The 14,683-nt window shown below is 64.4% G+C and carries 14 protein-coding genes; 5 read left to right on the top strand and 9 right to left on the bottom strand.

Going from position 1 to position 14,683, the window contains the following annotated elements; genetic code table 11:
* Window positions 1-14: 14 nt before the first annotated feature.
* Window positions 15-950 carry an SDR family oxidoreductase gene (locus WKW79_RS15885; RefSeq protein WP_340336138.1) on the bottom strand — a complete coding sequence of 312 codons (936 nt, stop codon included), beginning with the start codon at window positions 948-950 and terminating at the stop codon, window positions 15-17.
* A 35-nt stretch (window positions 951-985) separates the two neighbouring features.
* On the opposite strand from WKW79_RS15885, the gene WKW79_RS15880 reads away from it, so the two are divergent.
* Entirely contained in the window at window positions 986-2,050 is a 1,065-nt protein-coding gene (locus WKW79_RS15880) for a CDP-6-deoxy-delta-3,4-glucoseen reductase (protein ID WP_340336137.1), read from the top strand.
* A gap of 131 nt (window positions 2,051-2,181) precedes the next feature.
* Complete coding sequence (locus tag WKW79_RS15875; protein ID WP_340336136.1) at window positions 2,182-3,153, top strand: Bug family tripartite tricarboxylate transporter substrate binding protein; 972 nt, start codon at window positions 2,182-2,184, stop codon at window positions 3,151-3,153.
* A gap of 115 nt (window positions 3,154-3,268) precedes the next feature.
* On the opposite strand, the gene WKW79_RS15870 is transcribed toward WKW79_RS15875, so the two are convergent.
* The 8 genes from WKW79_RS15870 to WKW79_RS15835 all read right to left on the bottom strand — a co-directional run bounded on the left by WKW79_RS15870 (window position 3,269) and on the right by WKW79_RS15835 (window position 12,634).
* Window positions 3,269-4,033: an ABC transporter ATP-binding protein gene (locus tag WKW79_RS15870; protein ID WP_340336135.1), complete on the bottom strand. Its 765-nt coding sequence runs from the start codon at window positions 4,031-4,033 to the stop codon at window positions 3,269-3,271.
* Between the two features lies 1 nt (window position 4,034).
* Window positions 4,035-4,805, bottom strand: a complete 771-nt coding sequence (locus WKW79_RS15865) for an ABC transporter ATP-binding protein (RefSeq protein WP_340336134.1) — start codon at window positions 4,803-4,805, stop codon at window positions 4,035-4,037.
* A 19-nt stretch (window positions 4,806-4,824) separates the two neighbouring features.
* A complete protein-coding gene (locus WKW79_RS15860; protein WP_340336133.1) occupies window positions 4,825-6,030 on the bottom strand; it encodes a branched-chain amino acid ABC transporter permease in 1,206 nt (401 codons plus the stop codon).
* A gap of 12 nt (window positions 6,031-6,042) precedes the next feature.
* On the bottom strand, window positions 6,043-6,972 hold the full coding sequence (locus WKW79_RS15855) for a branched-chain amino acid ABC transporter permease (RefSeq protein ID WP_340336132.1): 930 nt from the start codon (window positions 6,970-6,972) through the stop codon (window positions 6,043-6,045).
* 246 nt (window positions 6,973-7,218) lie between these two features.
* Window positions 7,219-8,532 carry a replication-associated recombination protein A gene (locus tag WKW79_RS15850; RefSeq protein WP_340336131.1) on the bottom strand — a complete coding sequence of 438 codons (1,314 nt, stop codon included), beginning with the start codon at window positions 8,530-8,532 and terminating at the stop codon, window positions 7,219-7,221.
* Window positions 8,533-8,811: 279 nt separating this feature from the next.
* On the bottom strand, window positions 8,812-9,447 hold the full coding sequence (lolA, locus tag WKW79_RS15845) for an outer membrane lipoprotein periplasmic chaperone LolA (RefSeq protein WP_340336130.1): 636 nt from the start codon (window positions 9,445-9,447) through the stop codon (window positions 8,812-8,814).
* Window positions 9,448-9,464: 17 nt separating this feature from the next.
* Complete coding sequence (locus WKW79_RS15840) at window positions 9,465-11,858, bottom strand: DNA translocase FtsK (protein ID WP_340336129.1); 2,394 nt, start codon at window positions 11,856-11,858, stop codon at window positions 9,465-9,467.
* A 101-nt stretch (window positions 11,859-11,959) separates the two neighbouring features.
* The gene (locus WKW79_RS15835) at window positions 11,960-12,634 is read right to left on the bottom strand and encodes a Crp/Fnr family transcriptional regulator (protein WP_213955000.1); all 675 of its coding nucleotides are present in this window, start codon (window positions 12,632-12,634) and stop codon (window positions 11,960-11,962) included.
* A gap of 162 nt (window positions 12,635-12,796) precedes the next feature.
* On the opposite strand from WKW79_RS15835, the gene trxB reads away from it, so the two are divergent.
* From trxB to rpmG, 3 genes are all read left to right on the top strand, one after another.
* Entirely contained in the window at window positions 12,797-13,747 is a 951-nt protein-coding gene (gene trxB, locus WKW79_RS15830; protein WP_340336128.1) for a thioredoxin-disulfide reductase, read from the top strand.
* 288 nt (window positions 13,748-14,035) lie between these two features.
* The gene (gene rpmB / locus WKW79_RS15825) at window positions 14,036-14,269 is read left to right on the top strand and encodes a 50S ribosomal protein L28 (RefSeq protein WP_007830293.1); all 234 of its coding nucleotides are present in this window, start codon (window positions 14,036-14,038) and stop codon (window positions 14,267-14,269) included.
* 11 nt (window positions 14,270-14,280) lie between these two features.
* A complete protein-coding gene (rpmG, locus tag WKW79_RS15820; RefSeq protein ID WP_007830291.1) occupies window positions 14,281-14,454 on the top strand; it encodes a 50S ribosomal protein L33 in 174 nt (57 codons plus the stop codon).
* Window positions 14,455-14,683 lie beyond the last annotated feature (229 nt).

Here is a 14,683-nt window from a genome sequence, read left to right as displayed (position 1 = left end):
CAGGCGCTGGCTTTTCATCCTTGCGCTCCCCCGCTTCGCAAGCCGCTTTCCACTGTCGGATAGCGCAGCCGGACGCGCAGTTCGCGCTTCATGCGGTCGTTGGCCAGCCGGCGTGATTCACCCATGAAACTCAGCAACTGCGCAGGCAACTGTTGCTTCGCCTCCTCGCGCGAGATCCGTGGCGGGCGCGCCATGCCGTAGATATCCGCCGCCAGGTCGAAGTAGTCGCCCATCCGCATGTCGCTGTCGTCGCTCGCATGGAATATGCGCTGCGGGCCGCCGCGCCACAGCGCCGCCACACAGGCGCGCGCCAGGTCGTCGGCATGGATGTGGTTGGTGAAGACATCATCCTCGCGCCGCAGAACCGGCGTGCCCTTGCGGAGCCGTTCGCGTGGCGTTCCGCCCTCGCGGTCCGGCGCGTAGATGCCGGGAATGCGCAGGACGCGCACGGCGGGGCCCAGCCGGCCGAACCAGCGCACGGCCCGTTCGGCATCGACGCGGCGGTGCGCACGCGGTGTGCCGGGTCGCACCAAACGTGCCTCCGTGACCCGCTCGCCGCCGCAATCGCCATACACGCCGCTCGTGGAACCGTAGACCAGCGACGCGGGCAAGGAGCGCGCCGCCAGCGCGCGCACGAGCGCGGTGGTTCGCGCATCGCGCCACCAGGGCGCGCCTTCCCGCACGGGCGGCGCGAGGTGCAGCACACGTGTCGCGATGCCGGCCAGGCGCCGCAGCGTGTCCGGTGCGTCAAGGTTTCCGGTGATCGGCGTCGCGCCGGCCTCACGCAAACGCTGAAACTTTTCCGGCGAGGAAGTCAACGCGATCAGCCCGACCCGGCCTCGCAATGCACGCGCTGCGCGCAATCCGACATCGCCGCAACCGACGATCAAGACGCGTTCGCGGCGGAAGCGCGCTGGCAGCGCGCCGAGGGGGCTCTGGTTTGAGGGCAAAATCCGGTTCCTTTTCGCGATTCCGAGAATACCCAATGACGAGCGCCGCCCCGCACGAGACGGGCTTCCACATCACCGTCGAGCCCAGCGGGCGCCACTTCACGGCCCACGGCGACGAAACCATCCTTTCGGCCGCCATCCGCCTGGGCGTGGGCCTGCCCTATGGCTGCAAGGACGGCGCCTGCGGCTCCTGCAAATGCAAGAAGCTCTCGGGCGAGGTCACGCTCGACGCGCACCAGAGCAAGGCCCTGAGCGCCGAGGAAGAACTCAAGGGCTACATCCTGACCTGCCGCGCCCATGCGAAGACCGACGTGGTGCTCGAATCCCGACAGGTCACCGAGGCCGGCGCGCATCCGATCCGCAAGATGCCGGCACGCGTGCTGGCCCTGCAGAAGAAGTCGCATGACGTGGTGTTGCTGCGGCTGCAATTGCCTGCCGGCGAGCCGTTGCAGTTCCATGCAGGCCAGTACGTCGAATTCATCCTGCGCGACGGCGCACGCCGCAGCTATTCGATGGCCAACGCGCCGCACACCTTGAGCGAGCCCGGCACCGGCCTTGAACTCCACATCCGGCACCTGCCCGGCGGCAAGTTCACCGACCACGTGTTCGGCGCGATGAAGGAGAAGGAAATCCTGCGCATCGAGGGGCCGTACGGGAGCTTCTTCCTGCGCGAGGATTCCGACAAGCCCATGGTGCTGCTGGCGTCGGGCACCGGCTTCGCGCCGATCAAGGCACTGCTCGAGCACATGAAGTTCAAGGGCATCGACCGGCCGGCCACGCTCTACTGGGGTGGCCGTCGTCCGGAAGACCTCTACATGGACGACTGGATCCGCGAGCAACTCGCCGAACTGCCGAACCTGCGCTACGTGCCCGTCGTGTCCAACGCCGTGCCGGAGGACAACTGGACCGGGCGCACCGGCTTTGTCCACCGGGCGGTGCTCGAAGACATTCAGGATCTTTCCGGCTATCAGGTGTACGCGTGCGGCGCGCCCATCGTCGTCGATTCGGCCAAGCGCGACTACGTGGCCGAGGCCGGTCTGCCCGAGGAAGAATTCTTCGCCGACGCATTTACCACCGAAGCCGACAAGGCCCTCCCCTAGAAGTGGCGGATAAACCTACTGCGCGGTCCGATCTCGCGCCTGCGGTCCTCGCCGTACGGGAGTACGGCTCCGGTCCTCGACGCGACCTCGGGCCGCTCGCTACGGTTTCTCCGCCACTTCTCCCGCCGCTTATGAAAACCAGACACTTTCTCCTTTCATCCCTTGCCGCCTTCGCTTTGCTCGGTGGCGGACACGCCTTGGCGCAGCAGAAGCCAATTCGGCTCATCGTTCCTTACGCGGCAGGCGGGCCGATCGACGTCACGGCGCGCGCGTTGGCCGAGCGTGTGCACGATTCGCTAGGCACGGTGATCATCGACAACAAGCCCGGCGCGGGGGGCAACATCGGGGCGGACATGATCGCCAAGGCGGCGCCGGACGGACTCACCATCGGCATTGCGGCCACGGCCACGAATGCAGTAAATCCGTGGCTCTACAAGAAGATGCCGTTCAATGCGGCGACCGACTTCGCCCCCATTACGCAGATGGTCCGCGTGCCCAACGTGCTGGTGATGAACGCGCAGACGGCCGAGCGCCTGGGCATCCACAACCTGGCGGAACTGATCGCCTACGCCAAGAAGAACCCCGGCAAGCTCAACTACGGCAGCGGCGGCAACGGCAGCGCCGGCCACCTGGCGGGCGAGATGTTCAAGAAGGAAGCCGGCATCTTCGCGCTGCACATTCCGTACAACGGCGGTAATCCTGCGCAACTGGCGCTGCTGTCGGGCCAAGTCGATTTCAACTTCGACAACCTCGCGACCGCCGCCCCGAACATCCGCTCCGGCAAACTGAAGGCGATCGCCGTGACCACACTGCAGCGCAACGCCGCACTGCCCGAGGTGCCGCCCGTCGCCGACACGCTCAAGGGTTTCTCGATCGACACATGGTGGGGCCTGGTCGCACCGGCCGGCACGCCGCGCGACGTGGTCATGAAGCTGAACCAGGCCTTCGTGGCCGCGCTGAACGCGCCCGAGACCAAGACCCGCTTCGCCAACCTGCTGGCGGAACCCGTGCCGACCTCGCCCGAGCAATTCGGCCAGTTCATGAAGAGCGAACTCGCCAAGTACGAGAAAGTCGTCAAGGCGACGGGCGCGCAGGTCGACTGACACGGTTCTGTTCGTGGGACACCGTGGAACCGGCTTCGCCGGGCCACTGGTGTCGCCCCCGGTGAGGGGGTGGGAGTCGCGCACGAAGTGCGCAGCGACCTGGGGGGGGAGAGCCTTACTCGCCGAGGTACGCCGCCCGCACCTTCGGATCCGTCAGCATGACTTTCGCATTCCCGTTCATCGAGATCACGCCGGACTCCATCACATAGCCCCAATCGGCCAGTTGCAGCGCGCGGTTGGCGTTCTGCTCCACCAGCATGATGGTCACGCCCTGCGCCGCCACCGTTTGCACCACCTCGAAGATCTTGTCGCACATGATCGGCGACAGGCCCATCGTCGGTTCGTCCAGCAGCAGCACTTTGGGGCGTGCCATCAGGGCTCGGCCCATGGCCAGCATCTGTTGCTCGCCGCCGGACATGGTGCCGGACAGCTGATCCTTGCGTTCACGCAGGCGCGGGAAGGTCGCGAACACCTTCTCCATGTCCTCGGCGATGCCCGCCTTGTCGTTGCGCAGGTAGGCACCGATCTGCAGGTTCTCGGTGATCGTCATGCGCGTGAACACGCCACGGCCTTCCGGCACCATCACCAGGCCTTCTTTCACCAGGTCCCAGGCGCCACGGCCCTTGATGCTGTGGCCGAGGAACTCGATCTCGCCGGCCACCGCCGGCTGCGTGCCGGTCACGGCCTTCATGGTGGTCGTCTTGCCGGCGCCGTTGGAGCCGATCAACGAGACCAGTTCGCCTTCGCGCACTTCGAAGTCCACGCCCTTGACGGCCTGGATGCCGCCGTAGGCCACCTTCAGGCCCTTGACCTGCAGCAGTACCTTGCCGTTGGTGCGTGCGGGTGTGGTCGCCGGCGCTGTCATTTCCGCGGTCGTCATCTCAATGTCCTCCGGTGCCGAGGTAAGCCTCGATCACCTTTTCATTCTTCTGCACGTCGGCGGGGACGCCTTCGGCGATCTGCTTGCCGTAGTCGAGCACCGTGAGGCGGTCGCACAGGCCCATGACGAGCTTCACGTCGTGCTCGATGATCAGCACCGTGCGGTTGTCGGCACGAATGCGGCTGATCAGCTCGCGCAGTTGGAGCTTCTCGGTCTGGTTCATGCCCGCGGCCGGCTCGTCCAGCGCAATGAGCTGCGGGTCGGTGGCCAGGGCGCGCGCGATCTCGAGGCGGCGCTGGTCGCCGTAGCTCAGCGTGCGCGCCTTGAAGTCGGCGTACTTGCCCACGCCGACATAGTCGAGCAACTCCTGCGAACGCTTCTTGATCGCGGCCTCCTCGGCCTTGAAGGTACCGGTGCGCAAGATGGCGCCGACCACACCCGAATGCGTGCGGATGTGGCGCCCGACCATGACGTTCTCCAACGCCGTCATGTCGGCGAAGAGACGGATGTTCTGGAAGGTGCGCGCGATGCCGGCCTTGGCGACCTCGTGCACCGCCGTCGGCTGGTAGGGCTTGCCGGCCAGTTCGAAGCTGCCGCTGTCGGGCGTGTAGAGCCCGGTGATGACGTTGAAGAAGGTGGTCTTGCCCGCGCCGTTCGGACCGATCAGGCCATAGACCTGGCCGCGCTTGATGGTGATGCCGACGTCCGACAGCGCCTGCAGGCCGCCGAAGCGCTTGGAGATGCCGCGGACATCGAGGATGGTGTCTGTCATATCTTTGTTCTCGTGCCGCTCAAGGGTTGATCGACATCGGACGGCCGGGCTCGCCCGGCACTTCGTCGGCGGGGGTGTCCAGGATCACGCCAGCATGGTGATGGGCCGGTGGCCCGCCGTTTCCGCCGTTTCCGCCGTTTCCGCCATTGCCGTTCTTGCGCACCTTGCCGTGCTCCGGCGAAGGCCACAGGCCGCGCGGACGGACCAGCATGATCACGATCATCGCCAGCGCGATGAACAACTGGCGCAGGATCGAGGAGTCGAGTCGGCCGCCGGTCATTTCCTGCAGCGGGCCTGCGACGTAGCGCAGCACTTCCGGCAACGCCGACAGCAGCACCGCGCCCAGGATCACACCCGGCAAGTGGCCGATGCCACCGAGCACGACCATCGCGACGATCATCACCGACTCCATCAGGCTGAAGGATTCCGGCGAGACGAAGTTCTGGAACGACGCGAACATCGCACCCGACACGCCACCGAAGCTCGCGCCCATGCCGAAGGCCAGCAGCTTCATGTTGCGGGTGTTGATGCCCATCGCCTTGGCGGCAATTTCGTCTTCACGAATGGCCATCCAGGCACGGCCCACGCGCGACAGTTGCAGCCGATGCGAGATCACCACCGTGAAGATCACCAGGATCAGGAACAGGTAGTAGTACAGCGACACCGACGAAACGGTGAAACCATCGAACAGCTTGTGCGGCTTGCCGAAGCTGAAACCCAGGATGCTCACCGGATCGATCGCGTCCAAGCCCTTGGGGCCGTTGGTCACGTTGACCGGATGGTCCAGCGTGTTCAGGAACACGCGGATGATTTCACCGAAGCCGAGCGTCACGATGGCCAGGTAGTCGCCGCGCAGGCGCAGCGTCGGCGCACCGAGCAGCACGCCGAACAAGGCCGCCAGCACCAGCGCCATCGGTATCACCGCAAACAGCGAGACATGCAAGCCATTCGGGAACATGGCCTTGATGGCCGGGAAGGTGTCGGTCAGGTGCGGCGACGCCAACAACGCGTACATGTAGGCGCCGATGGCAAAGAAGGCCACGTACCCCAGGTCGAGCAGGCCGGCATAACCGACCACAATGTTCAGGCCCAGCGCCAGCAGCACGTACAGCAGCGCGATGTCGACGATGCGCACCCAGGCATTGCCTTGGGTCTGCAGCAGCAGCGGCAGCACCAGCAAACCGAGCCCGGCGACCAGGAACCAGATGATGTTCTTGTTTTTCATGATGGCGGCTCCTTATGCGCGGTCCGCCACACGTTCGCCGAGCAGGCCCGCGGGCCGCACGGTGAGCGTCAGGATCAGGATGACGAAGGCGAAGATGTCGCTGTGCTGGCTGCCCAGCACGCCGCCGGTGACGGTGCCCAGATAGCCCGCGCCGATGGCTTCGATGAGGCCCAGCAGGATGCCGCCCACTACCGCACCGGCCAGGTTGCCGATGCCACCGAACACCGCGGCCGTGAAGGCCTTGAGGCCGGGACCGAAGCCCATCGCATGTTGCGCGATGCCGTAGTTGGACGCGTACATCACGCCGGCGATCGCGGCCAGCACCGCGCCGATGATGAAGGTCGCCGAGATCACCATGTCGGGACGGATGCCCATCAAGGAGGCCACCCGCGGGTTCTCCGCCGTGGCGCGCATCGCGCGGCCCAGCTTGGTGTAGTTCACCAGCCAGGTCAGCACCGCCAGCGAGATCGCGGTGAGCACCAGGATCATGATCTGCGTGGGCGAGATCGACGCGCCACCAACGATGATCGGATCGCTCGGCAACAAGGTCGGATAGGCCTTGTTGGTCGGCCGCCAGATGATCATCGCGATCGTCTGCAGCAGGATCGACATGCCGATGGCCGTGATGAGCGGCGCCAGCTTGGGGCTGTTGCGCAGCGGCCGATAGGCCACCTTCTCGATCACGAAATTCAGCGTGGCGGCCACCACGCAAGCAATGATCAGCGCGATCAGCAGGACCAGCCAACCCGGCATGCCGGGTGAAGCGTCCCTGATCAGGCCGATGATCGTCCAACTCGTCAAAGCCCCCACCATGAGCACTTCGCCGTGGGCGAAATTGATGAGGTTGATGATGCCGTACACCATGGTGTAGCCAAGGGCTATCAAGGCGTACATGCTGCCGAGAACCAGACCATTGATGATCTGCTGCAGCAATATTTCCATAAAGATTCCCTTATTTGAAGCGCCGGTTGTGCAGCGCCGCTCGTTTTGCATTCACGCCGATCAGGCGCCATGCACGACTAGCAAAAAGTCAGCCAGCCTGTTGAGTCGGCGACGGAGTGGGCGGGATTTTAGTCACGCTCATTCCCCGAATCGGTGCGCGCTTACCCCGAGATGACCTTGCGCCTCGGTAGGGATTAGATTCCTGGACTTGCTTGCGGTCTCGGAAGACCCTCGCGAAGTCAGCTTTCAATCAGGCTCGCCGTCGTTGAGACGACGCAATTCACGCAGCTTTTCGCCGATGCGAATCTCCAGGCCGCGCTCGACGGGCTCGTAGAAGCGTTGGCCTTCCAAGCCATCCGGCAGATAGCGCTCGCCAGCCGCGAAGCCGCCTTCCTCGTCATGCGCATAACGATAGCCCTTGCCGTAGTCGAGCTGCTTCATGAGCTTCGTCGGCGCATTGCGCAGGTGCATCGGCACGGGCCGCGTGGTGTCCTGTTTGATCAAAGCACGCACCGCGTTGTAGGCCTTGTAGACCGCGTTCGACTTCGGCGCCATCGCGAGGTAGATGACGCATTCGGCCAATGCCAGTTCACCCTCTGGCGTCCCCAGCCGCTCGTAGACCTCGGCCGCATCCAGCGCCAGGCGCAAGGCACGCGGATCGGCCAGCCCGATGTCCTCGCTCGCCATGCGCACCAGCCGGCGCGCCATGTAGCGCGGATCGGCCCCGCCATCGAGCATGCGCACGAACCAGTACAGCGCCGCGTCCGGATCGCTGCCGCGCACCGACTTGTGCAGCGCGCTGATGGTGTCGTAGAACTGCTCGCCGCCCTTGTCGTAGCGGCGCATGCGCTCGCCGAGCACACGCAAGAGCCACTCGTCGCTGATCTGCGTGAGCTTCTCGGCCGATGCCGCAACGGCCAGGGTTTCGAGCGTGTTGAGCAGGCGCCGTGCATCGCCATCGGCATAGGCCACGAGTCGATCGATCGCCGCATCGTCCAGACCCGGCACTGCGTTGATCTGCTGGGCCCGGGCGATGATCTGCTTCAGGTCGCCCTCGTTGAGCGGCTGCAGGACATAGACGGCCGCACGCGACAGCAGCGCCGAGTTGACCTCGAAGGAGGGGTTCTCGGTCGTCGCGCCGATGAAGGTGAAGAGCCCCGATTCCACATGCGGCAGGAAGGCGTCCTGCTGGCTCTTGTTGAAGCGGTGCACCTCGTCGACGAAGACGATGGTGCGCTGCTGCTCCAGGCCGTCGCGCGCGGCAACGGCACGGTCCACCGCTTCGCGGATGTCCTTTACCCCGCCGAGCACCGCGCTGATGCTGAGGAACTGGGCATCGAATGCATCGGCCATGAGCCGCGCAATCGTGGTCTTGCCGGTGCCGGGTGGTCCCCAGAGGATGCAGGAATGCGGCTGCCCCGACTCGAACGCGATGCGCAGCGACATGCCCGGGCCGAGCAGATGCTGCTGGCCGATCACCTCGCCCAGCGTCTTCGGGCGCAGGCGTTCGGCAAGGGGTTGATGGGATGCCGCAGCGGCGGCTCTGGAATTGACGGCCATGGGATCATTTTGCGATGCCTCGCTACAAGAACCTCGCAGGGAATTCAGGTGTCGCCGCGTACGAGTGTGCGCCGGGCGCGATTGCGGTCCGGTTCGTGGACGGCGACGCCTATGTCTAAACGGACGCAAGCACCGGTCGCGCGACGATCGAAGTGATGCAGGTGTTGGCCCGGCGTGGCCGCGGACTCAGCACCTTCATTTCGCACCATGTGCGGGAGCGTTATGCGGAAAAAGTGGAGCGCGGCAAGCCAATTGCCCCGCCCGTCCCTCGAGCACGACTTATTGCTTCAGCACGTCCGCGCCCTTCGGCACCTTGAAGTTGAAGGTGTCCGCAGGCAAGGCTGGATTGACTTCGACCTTGCTGAACTTCAGCACCGAGCGCTGGCCAAAGCTGTCGAGGATCTCCAGCGCGGAGAGGCTCTGTCCGTCGAAGCCGACGAGCACGCTCTGCAACTGGCCGTCCTTGCTCTTCGGCGTGGCCTTGACCCATTCGAGGCCATCTTGCGCCGGTGCGCCTTCGAGCGTGAAGTCGGCCTGCAATGCGCGAAGGTCCGGCGCGGAGGCAATCACAGCCGCCGGCGTCGAACCCAGCGCCTGCGCCTGTGCCCGCTGCGTGACTTGGTTGAGGTCGGCGTCATAGAGCCACAAGGTCTTGCCATCCGCCACGATCACTTGCGCAAAGGGCTTCTGGTAGTCGAACTTGAACTTGCCCGGACGTTGGAATTCGAAGGTGCCGGTCGAAGTCTTGCTGCGCGGCGGCGCACCGTCTTTCGACGGCGAGGTCACGGTCTGCGTGAACTCGGCGCGACCAGACTTCACGCCCTTCACGAAGGCTTCGAGGCTTTCCATGCCGCCCGCCCACGCGCTGCCCGCCACCAGGCTCCAACCCACGACCACTGCCAACAGTTTCTTCATTCAACTTTCCTGTTCGATCACTCGGCGCGCGCCGGCACCAGGATCTCGCGCTGCCCGGCGCCGCTCATCGCGCTCACCAGGCCTGCCTTTTCCATGTCCTCGACCAGCCGCGCGGCGCGGTTGTAGCCGATCTTCAGGTGACGTTGCACCAGCGAAATGCTGGCCTTGCGGTTCTTCAACACGACCTCGACCGCCTGGTCGTACATCGGGTCCTTTTCCGCGTCGCCACCACCTTCGCCCATGAGACCGTCCTCGCCATCGACGGTTCCACCTTCCAGCACGCCATCGATGTAGTCCGGCTCTCCCTGCGATTTCAAGTACGCCACCACGCGATGCACTTCCTCGTCGCTCACGAACGCACCATGCACGCGAATTGGCAAGCCCGTACCACTCGGCATGTAAAGCATGTCACCCATGCCCAACAAGGCCTCCGCGCCCATCTGGTCGAGGATGGTGCGCGAGTCGATCTTGCTCGACACCTGGAAGGCGATACGGGTCGGGATGTTGGCCTTGATCAAGCCGGTGATCACGTCCACGCTGGGCCGCTGCGTCGCCAGGATCAAATGGATGCCGGCCGCACGCGCCTTCTGCGCAAGACGGGCGATCAGTTCTTCGATCTTCTTGCCGACCACCATCATCAGGTCGGCCAGTTCGTCGATCACCACCACGATGTGCGGCTCGCGCTGCAACGGCTCCGGTGATTCGGGCGTGAGGCTGAAGGGGTTGTAGACGAACTCCTCGCGCGCCTTGGCTTCGTCGATCTTGGTGTTGTAGCCGGCCAGGTTGCGCACGCCGAGCTTGCTCATGAGCTTGTAGCGACGCTCCATCTCGGCCACGCACCAGTTGAGCCCGTGTGCGGCCTGCCGCATGTCCGTGACCACCGGCGCCAGCAGATGCGGGATGCCTTCGTAGACCGACATTTCCAGCATCTTCGGGTCGATCATCAGCAGGCGCACGTCGCGCGCCTCGGCCTTGTAGAGCAGGCTCAGGATCATCGCGTTGATGCCCACCGACTTGCCCGAACCGGTGGTGCCGGCCACCAGCACGTGCGGCATCTTGGCCAGGTCGGCCACCACCGGGTTGCCGATGATGTCCTTGCCCAGGCCCATGGTCAGGAAGGACTTGCCGTCGTTGTAGACCTGCGAGCCCAGGATCTCGCTGAGCTTGATCGACTGGCGCTTGGCATTCGGCAGTTCCAGCGCCATGTAGTTCTTGCCCGGGATCGTCTCGACCACGCGGATCGAGATCAGCGACAGCGAGCGCGCCAGATCCTTGGCCAGCCCGACGATCTGCGAACCCTTGACGCCCGTCGCCGGCTCGATCTCGTAGCGCGTGATCACCGGCCCCGGCGAGGCCAGCACCACGCGCACCTCGACGCCGAAGTCCTTCAACTTCTTCTCGATCATGCGCGAGGTCATCTCGAGCGTGTCGGACGAAACGGTCTCCTGCCGCGCCTGCGCCGCGTCGAGCAGATCGACCTGCGGCAGCTTGCTGTCAGGCAGTTCGCGGAACAGTGGCTTCTGGCGTTCCTTGGCCACGCGGTCGCTCTTGGGCACGTCATGCACGGCCGGCTCGATCTGCACCGGCGGCGATGCCGCGCGGCGCTTCGGCCGCGGCTCGATCCGCAACTCCTCGTCAGGCGCCTCGACGCCATCGGGCTGCAGCGCACGTTCGTCGGAACTCAGCTCGCGGCGCTCGCGCACCGCCTTCTTGCCCAGCGCGATGTCTTCGGCAATCTCGCGCTTTTCACGGCGCGACTCGAACAACGAATAAACCCGGGCGCCGATGCGTTCAGCCAACTGGCTCCACGAGAAGCGGAATACCAGCGCCGTGCCAATCACCAGCACCGCAATCGCGATCAGCGCCGACCCCGTGAACCCCACCCACTTGACGAAGAACGGCCCGAGCACGGTTCCCAGCACACCGCCGCCATGACCTCCCGGCAGCCGGAATTCTTGCGAGTAGAGCCGCGACCATTCGAGCACAGCGCTGGCCGCCAACAGCAGCACCAGGCCCACCCAGAACGCGATGCGGCTGCGATTGAAGCGCCCCGGCGGCGGCGCATCCGGCGCCCCCGCCTCACCGCCACGCAACCAGGAGGCCAGTGACGACAGCCACACGCGAACCCCGGCTGCAAAGCACCACCAAATCGTGAAGCCCGCGAGGAAATAACTGCCATCGGCCAGCCATGCGCCGAACCGGCCGCCCCAGTTCTTGATGTCGCCGCCGGTGCCCGATGTAGACCATGCCGCATCGGACGCGGTGTAGCTGAACATCGCAAGCAACCAGAACAGCAAGACGGCAAAGCCGGCGATCAAGCTGATCTCGTGCGCGAAGCGCATGGCGCGCAAGCGGACCGGCTGACCGCCAGCCGCGGACGAAGAGTGGAGTGTGTTCAACGAATAGGTCATGCAGTAGAGAGCGCCTGCGCCGCACCTGTGTGCGGGCAGCAACCCATGACGATAACGGAAACTGGCGCGGCTGCGTTGTCAGTCCGGCGCCTGCAACACCATCAGGTGAGCGAAGAGAGACGGTCCTTGACGATCATCGAGCCATCTGGCTGGGTCTGGACGAAACCCCGCTCTTCGAGGTCCTTCATGACGCGGCTGACCATTTCGCGCGATGCGCCGACCATCTTGGCCAGGTCCTGGCGCGAGATCTTGTCGCGCACCTTCAGGTTGCCGGCGCCATCGTCGACAGCAAATTCGAGCAGGGAGCGAGCAACACGGCCGTAGACGTCCATCAGCGCCAGGGATTCGATCTTGCGGTCGGCATGGCGCAGGCGCCCGACCAGGCCGCGCATGATGTTGTACGACATCGAGGCGTTCTCCGGCAGGCAGCGCGAGAAGGCCTCGCGCCCCAGCGTGAGCACGTCGGTCTGCACTTCGGTGCGCACGGTTGCCGAATGGGGCTCGTCGTCGATCAGGCTCATTTCGCCGATATAGTCGCCCGGGTGCAGCGTCGCCAGGATCACTTCGCGGCCACGGCTGTCGGTGCTCATGACCCGCGCCCTGCCGGTGAGGATGATGTAGAGCGCATCGGATTTCTTGCCCTGCTCCACCACCACCTCGGCCCGCTTGAAGCGCTTCTTGATGATCGCATCCGCAATGCTTGCCGATTGCGTGGGCGTCAGCGCGGCAAAAAGCGGCACACGCCTCAACAATTCAAGATTCGAAAGCATCGACATTCACTAACCCCCGTATGGCACGCGTCGCATCCCAATTCCATGGATTCATACAATCGCGCGCATTGAAAACGCCATCCCGCTTGGTCTCCCCGAACGGTGGTACTTTTGTTTATCACCCCAAAATGTACACGCTAAGACCGTGTAAATCATAGGCTTTCCAACATGTCATCGACTCAACACGCCAAGGTCCTGATCCTTGGCTCCGGCCCTGCCGGCTACACCGCGGCCGTCTACGCGGCCCGCGCCAACCTCCAGCCCATGCTGATCACCGGCATCGCGCAAGGCGGACAACTCATGACCACCACCGAGGTCGACAACTGGCCGGCCGACGTGCATGGCGTGCAAGGTCCGGAACTCATGCAACGCTTCCTGGAGCATGCGGAGCGCTTCAAGACGCAAGTGGTGTTCGACCACATCAACAAGGTCGACTTCACCAAGCGCCCCTTCACCCTCACCGGTGACAGCGGCACCTACACCTGCGACGCGCTCATCATCGCCACTGGCGCCTCCGCGAAGTACCTGGGCCTGCCTTCGGAAGAGGCCTTCATGGGTCGCGGCGTGTCGGGCTGCGCCACCTGCGACGGCTTCTTCTATCGCGAGCAGGAAGTCTGCGTGGTCGGCGGCGGCAACACCGCCGTCGAGGAAGCGCTCTACCTCTCCAACATCGCGAGCAAGGTCACGCTGGTGCATCGCCGCGACAAGTTCAAGGCCGAGCCGATCCTCGTCGACAAGCTCAACGAGAAGGTCGCCGAAGGCAAGATCGAGCTCAAGGTGCACAACACCCTCGACGAGGTGCTCGGCGATGCGTCCGGCGTGACCGGCATCCGCGTCAAGAGCACGCTGACCGGCAACACCGAGGACATCGACCTCAAGGGCTGCTTCATCGCAATCGGCCACCACCCGAACACCGACATCTTCGAAGGCCAGCTCGACATGAAGGGCGGCTACATCGTGACGCGCTCGGGCTTGCAGGGCTTTGCGACGATGACCAGCGTGCCCGGCGTGTTTGCCGCGGGCGACGTGCAGGACAACATCTACCGCCAGGCCATCACGAGCGCCGGCACGGGCTGCATGGCCGCGCTGGACGCGCAACGCTTCCTCGAGCAGGAATAGGCTCGACCCAGGCCTCGCACGCCCGTGCGTCGTACTCGCACGTCCTGCGGGGCGATGTCAGCGGGTCGGCATACCCGGTTCCCCTGCATGCAACGCGCCGCGCGACGTTCCGGGCTATAATCTTTGGCTTTGCTGAATCTGGCGCCTTGGCGTCGTGTGCGGCAATCCGGGGTACCGCCACCCGTTTCTGGCGAGGTCAAGCTGCAAAACACCCCCGCAACGCCCTGTTGCGCGTTTCTCGATGCTTCGGGTTCTTTGGGTGCCAGCTGTTCATGAAAGAGTGTCCACATGGCACGCGTATGTGACGTAACGGGCAAGGGCCCGATGGTCGGGAACAATGTTTCCCACGCCAACAACAAAACCAAGCGCCGGTTCCTGCCGAACCTGCAATACCGTCGTTTTTGGGTCGAAACGGAAAACCGTTGGGTTCGCCTGCGGGTTTCAAGCGCTGCCCTGCGCCTGATCGACAAGAACGGCATCGACGCCGTGCTCGCAGACCTGCGCGCACGCGGCCAAGCTTAAGGAACTGAATCATGGCAACGAGCAAAGGCGGACGCGAAAAGATCAAGCTGGAATCCACCGCGGGTACCGGCCATTTCTACACGACCAGCAAGAACAAGAAGACGATGCCTGAAAAGATGTCGATCATGAAGTTCGACCCGAAGGCGCGCAAGCACGTCGAATACAAGGAAATCAAGCTGAAGTAATTCGGCCTGATTCTCTAAAAACCCGCTGTGATCCAGCGGGTTTTTTTGTTGTCCGGATGGCGCGAGTGTTTCACCGTCCCACGAGGGCACCCACCTTCGCCCACACCTCGCAAGTCGGTGTGGCTTTGCCGGCTCGACATTTAGCCCCCCGTCTGCAGGTCTGTGCAAGGCACGGCCCGAAACAGGGGCTAAAAAGTGGCACGCAGCAAAAAGCCGGCACTGGGCCGGC

The organism is Variovorax robiniae (assembly GCF_037889955.1).
GTDB classification, from domain to species: Bacteria; Pseudomonadota; Gammaproteobacteria; order Burkholderiales; family Burkholderiaceae_C; genus Variovorax; species Variovorax robiniae.
The sequence above is the reverse complement of the archived record's forward strand: the minus strand, read 5'-3'. Positions and strand labels throughout refer to the sequence as shown.

Bases quoted from the DNA above. Each gene is read 5' to 3' on its own strand.
- WKW79_RS15880 (WP_340336137.1), top strand. From the start codon at position 986: ATGACGAGCGCCGCCCCGCACGAGACGGGCTTCCACATCACCGTCGAG.
- lolA (WP_340336130.1), bottom strand. From the start codon at position 9,447: ATGAAGAAACTGTTGGCAGTGGTCGTGGGTTGGAGCCTGGTGGCGGGC.
- trxB (WP_340336128.1), top strand. From the start codon at position 12,797: ATGTCATCGACTCAACACGCCAAGGTCCTGATCCTTGGCTCCGGCCCT.
- rpmB (WP_007830293.1), top strand. From the start codon at position 14,036: ATGGCACGCGTATGTGACGTAACGGGCAAGGGCCCGATGGTCGGGAAC.
- WKW79_RS15870 (WP_340336135.1), bottom strand. From the start codon at position 4,033: ATGACGACCGCGGAAATGACAGCGCCGGCGACCACACCCGCACGCACC.
- WKW79_RS15855 (WP_340336132.1), bottom strand. From the start codon at position 6,972: ATGGAAATATTGCTGCAGCAGATCATCAATGGTCTGGTTCTCGGCAGC.
- WKW79_RS15835 (WP_213955000.1), bottom strand. From the start codon at position 12,634: ATGTCGATGCTTTCGAATCTTGAATTGTTGAGGCGTGTGCCGCTTTTT.
- WKW79_RS15860 (WP_340336133.1), bottom strand. From the start codon at position 6,030: ATGAAAAACAAGAACATCATCTGGTTCCTGGTCGCCGGGCTCGGTTTG.
- WKW79_RS15875 (WP_340336136.1), top strand. From the start codon at position 2,182: ATGAAAACCAGACACTTTCTCCTTTCATCCCTTGCCGCCTTCGCTTTG.
- WKW79_RS15865 (WP_340336134.1), bottom strand. From the start codon at position 4,805: ATGACAGACACCATCCTCGATGTCCGCGGCATCTCCAAGCGCTTCGGC.
- WKW79_RS15840 (WP_340336129.1), bottom strand. From the start codon at position 11,858: ATGACCTATTCGTTGAACACACTCCACTCTTCGTCCGCGGCTGGCGGT.
- rpmG (WP_007830291.1), top strand. From the start codon at position 14,281: ATGGCAACGAGCAAAGGCGGACGCGAAAAGATCAAGCTGGAATCCACC.
- WKW79_RS15850 (WP_340336131.1), bottom strand. From the start codon at position 8,532: ATGGCCGTCAATTCCAGAGCCGCCGCTGCGGCATCCCATCAACCCCTT.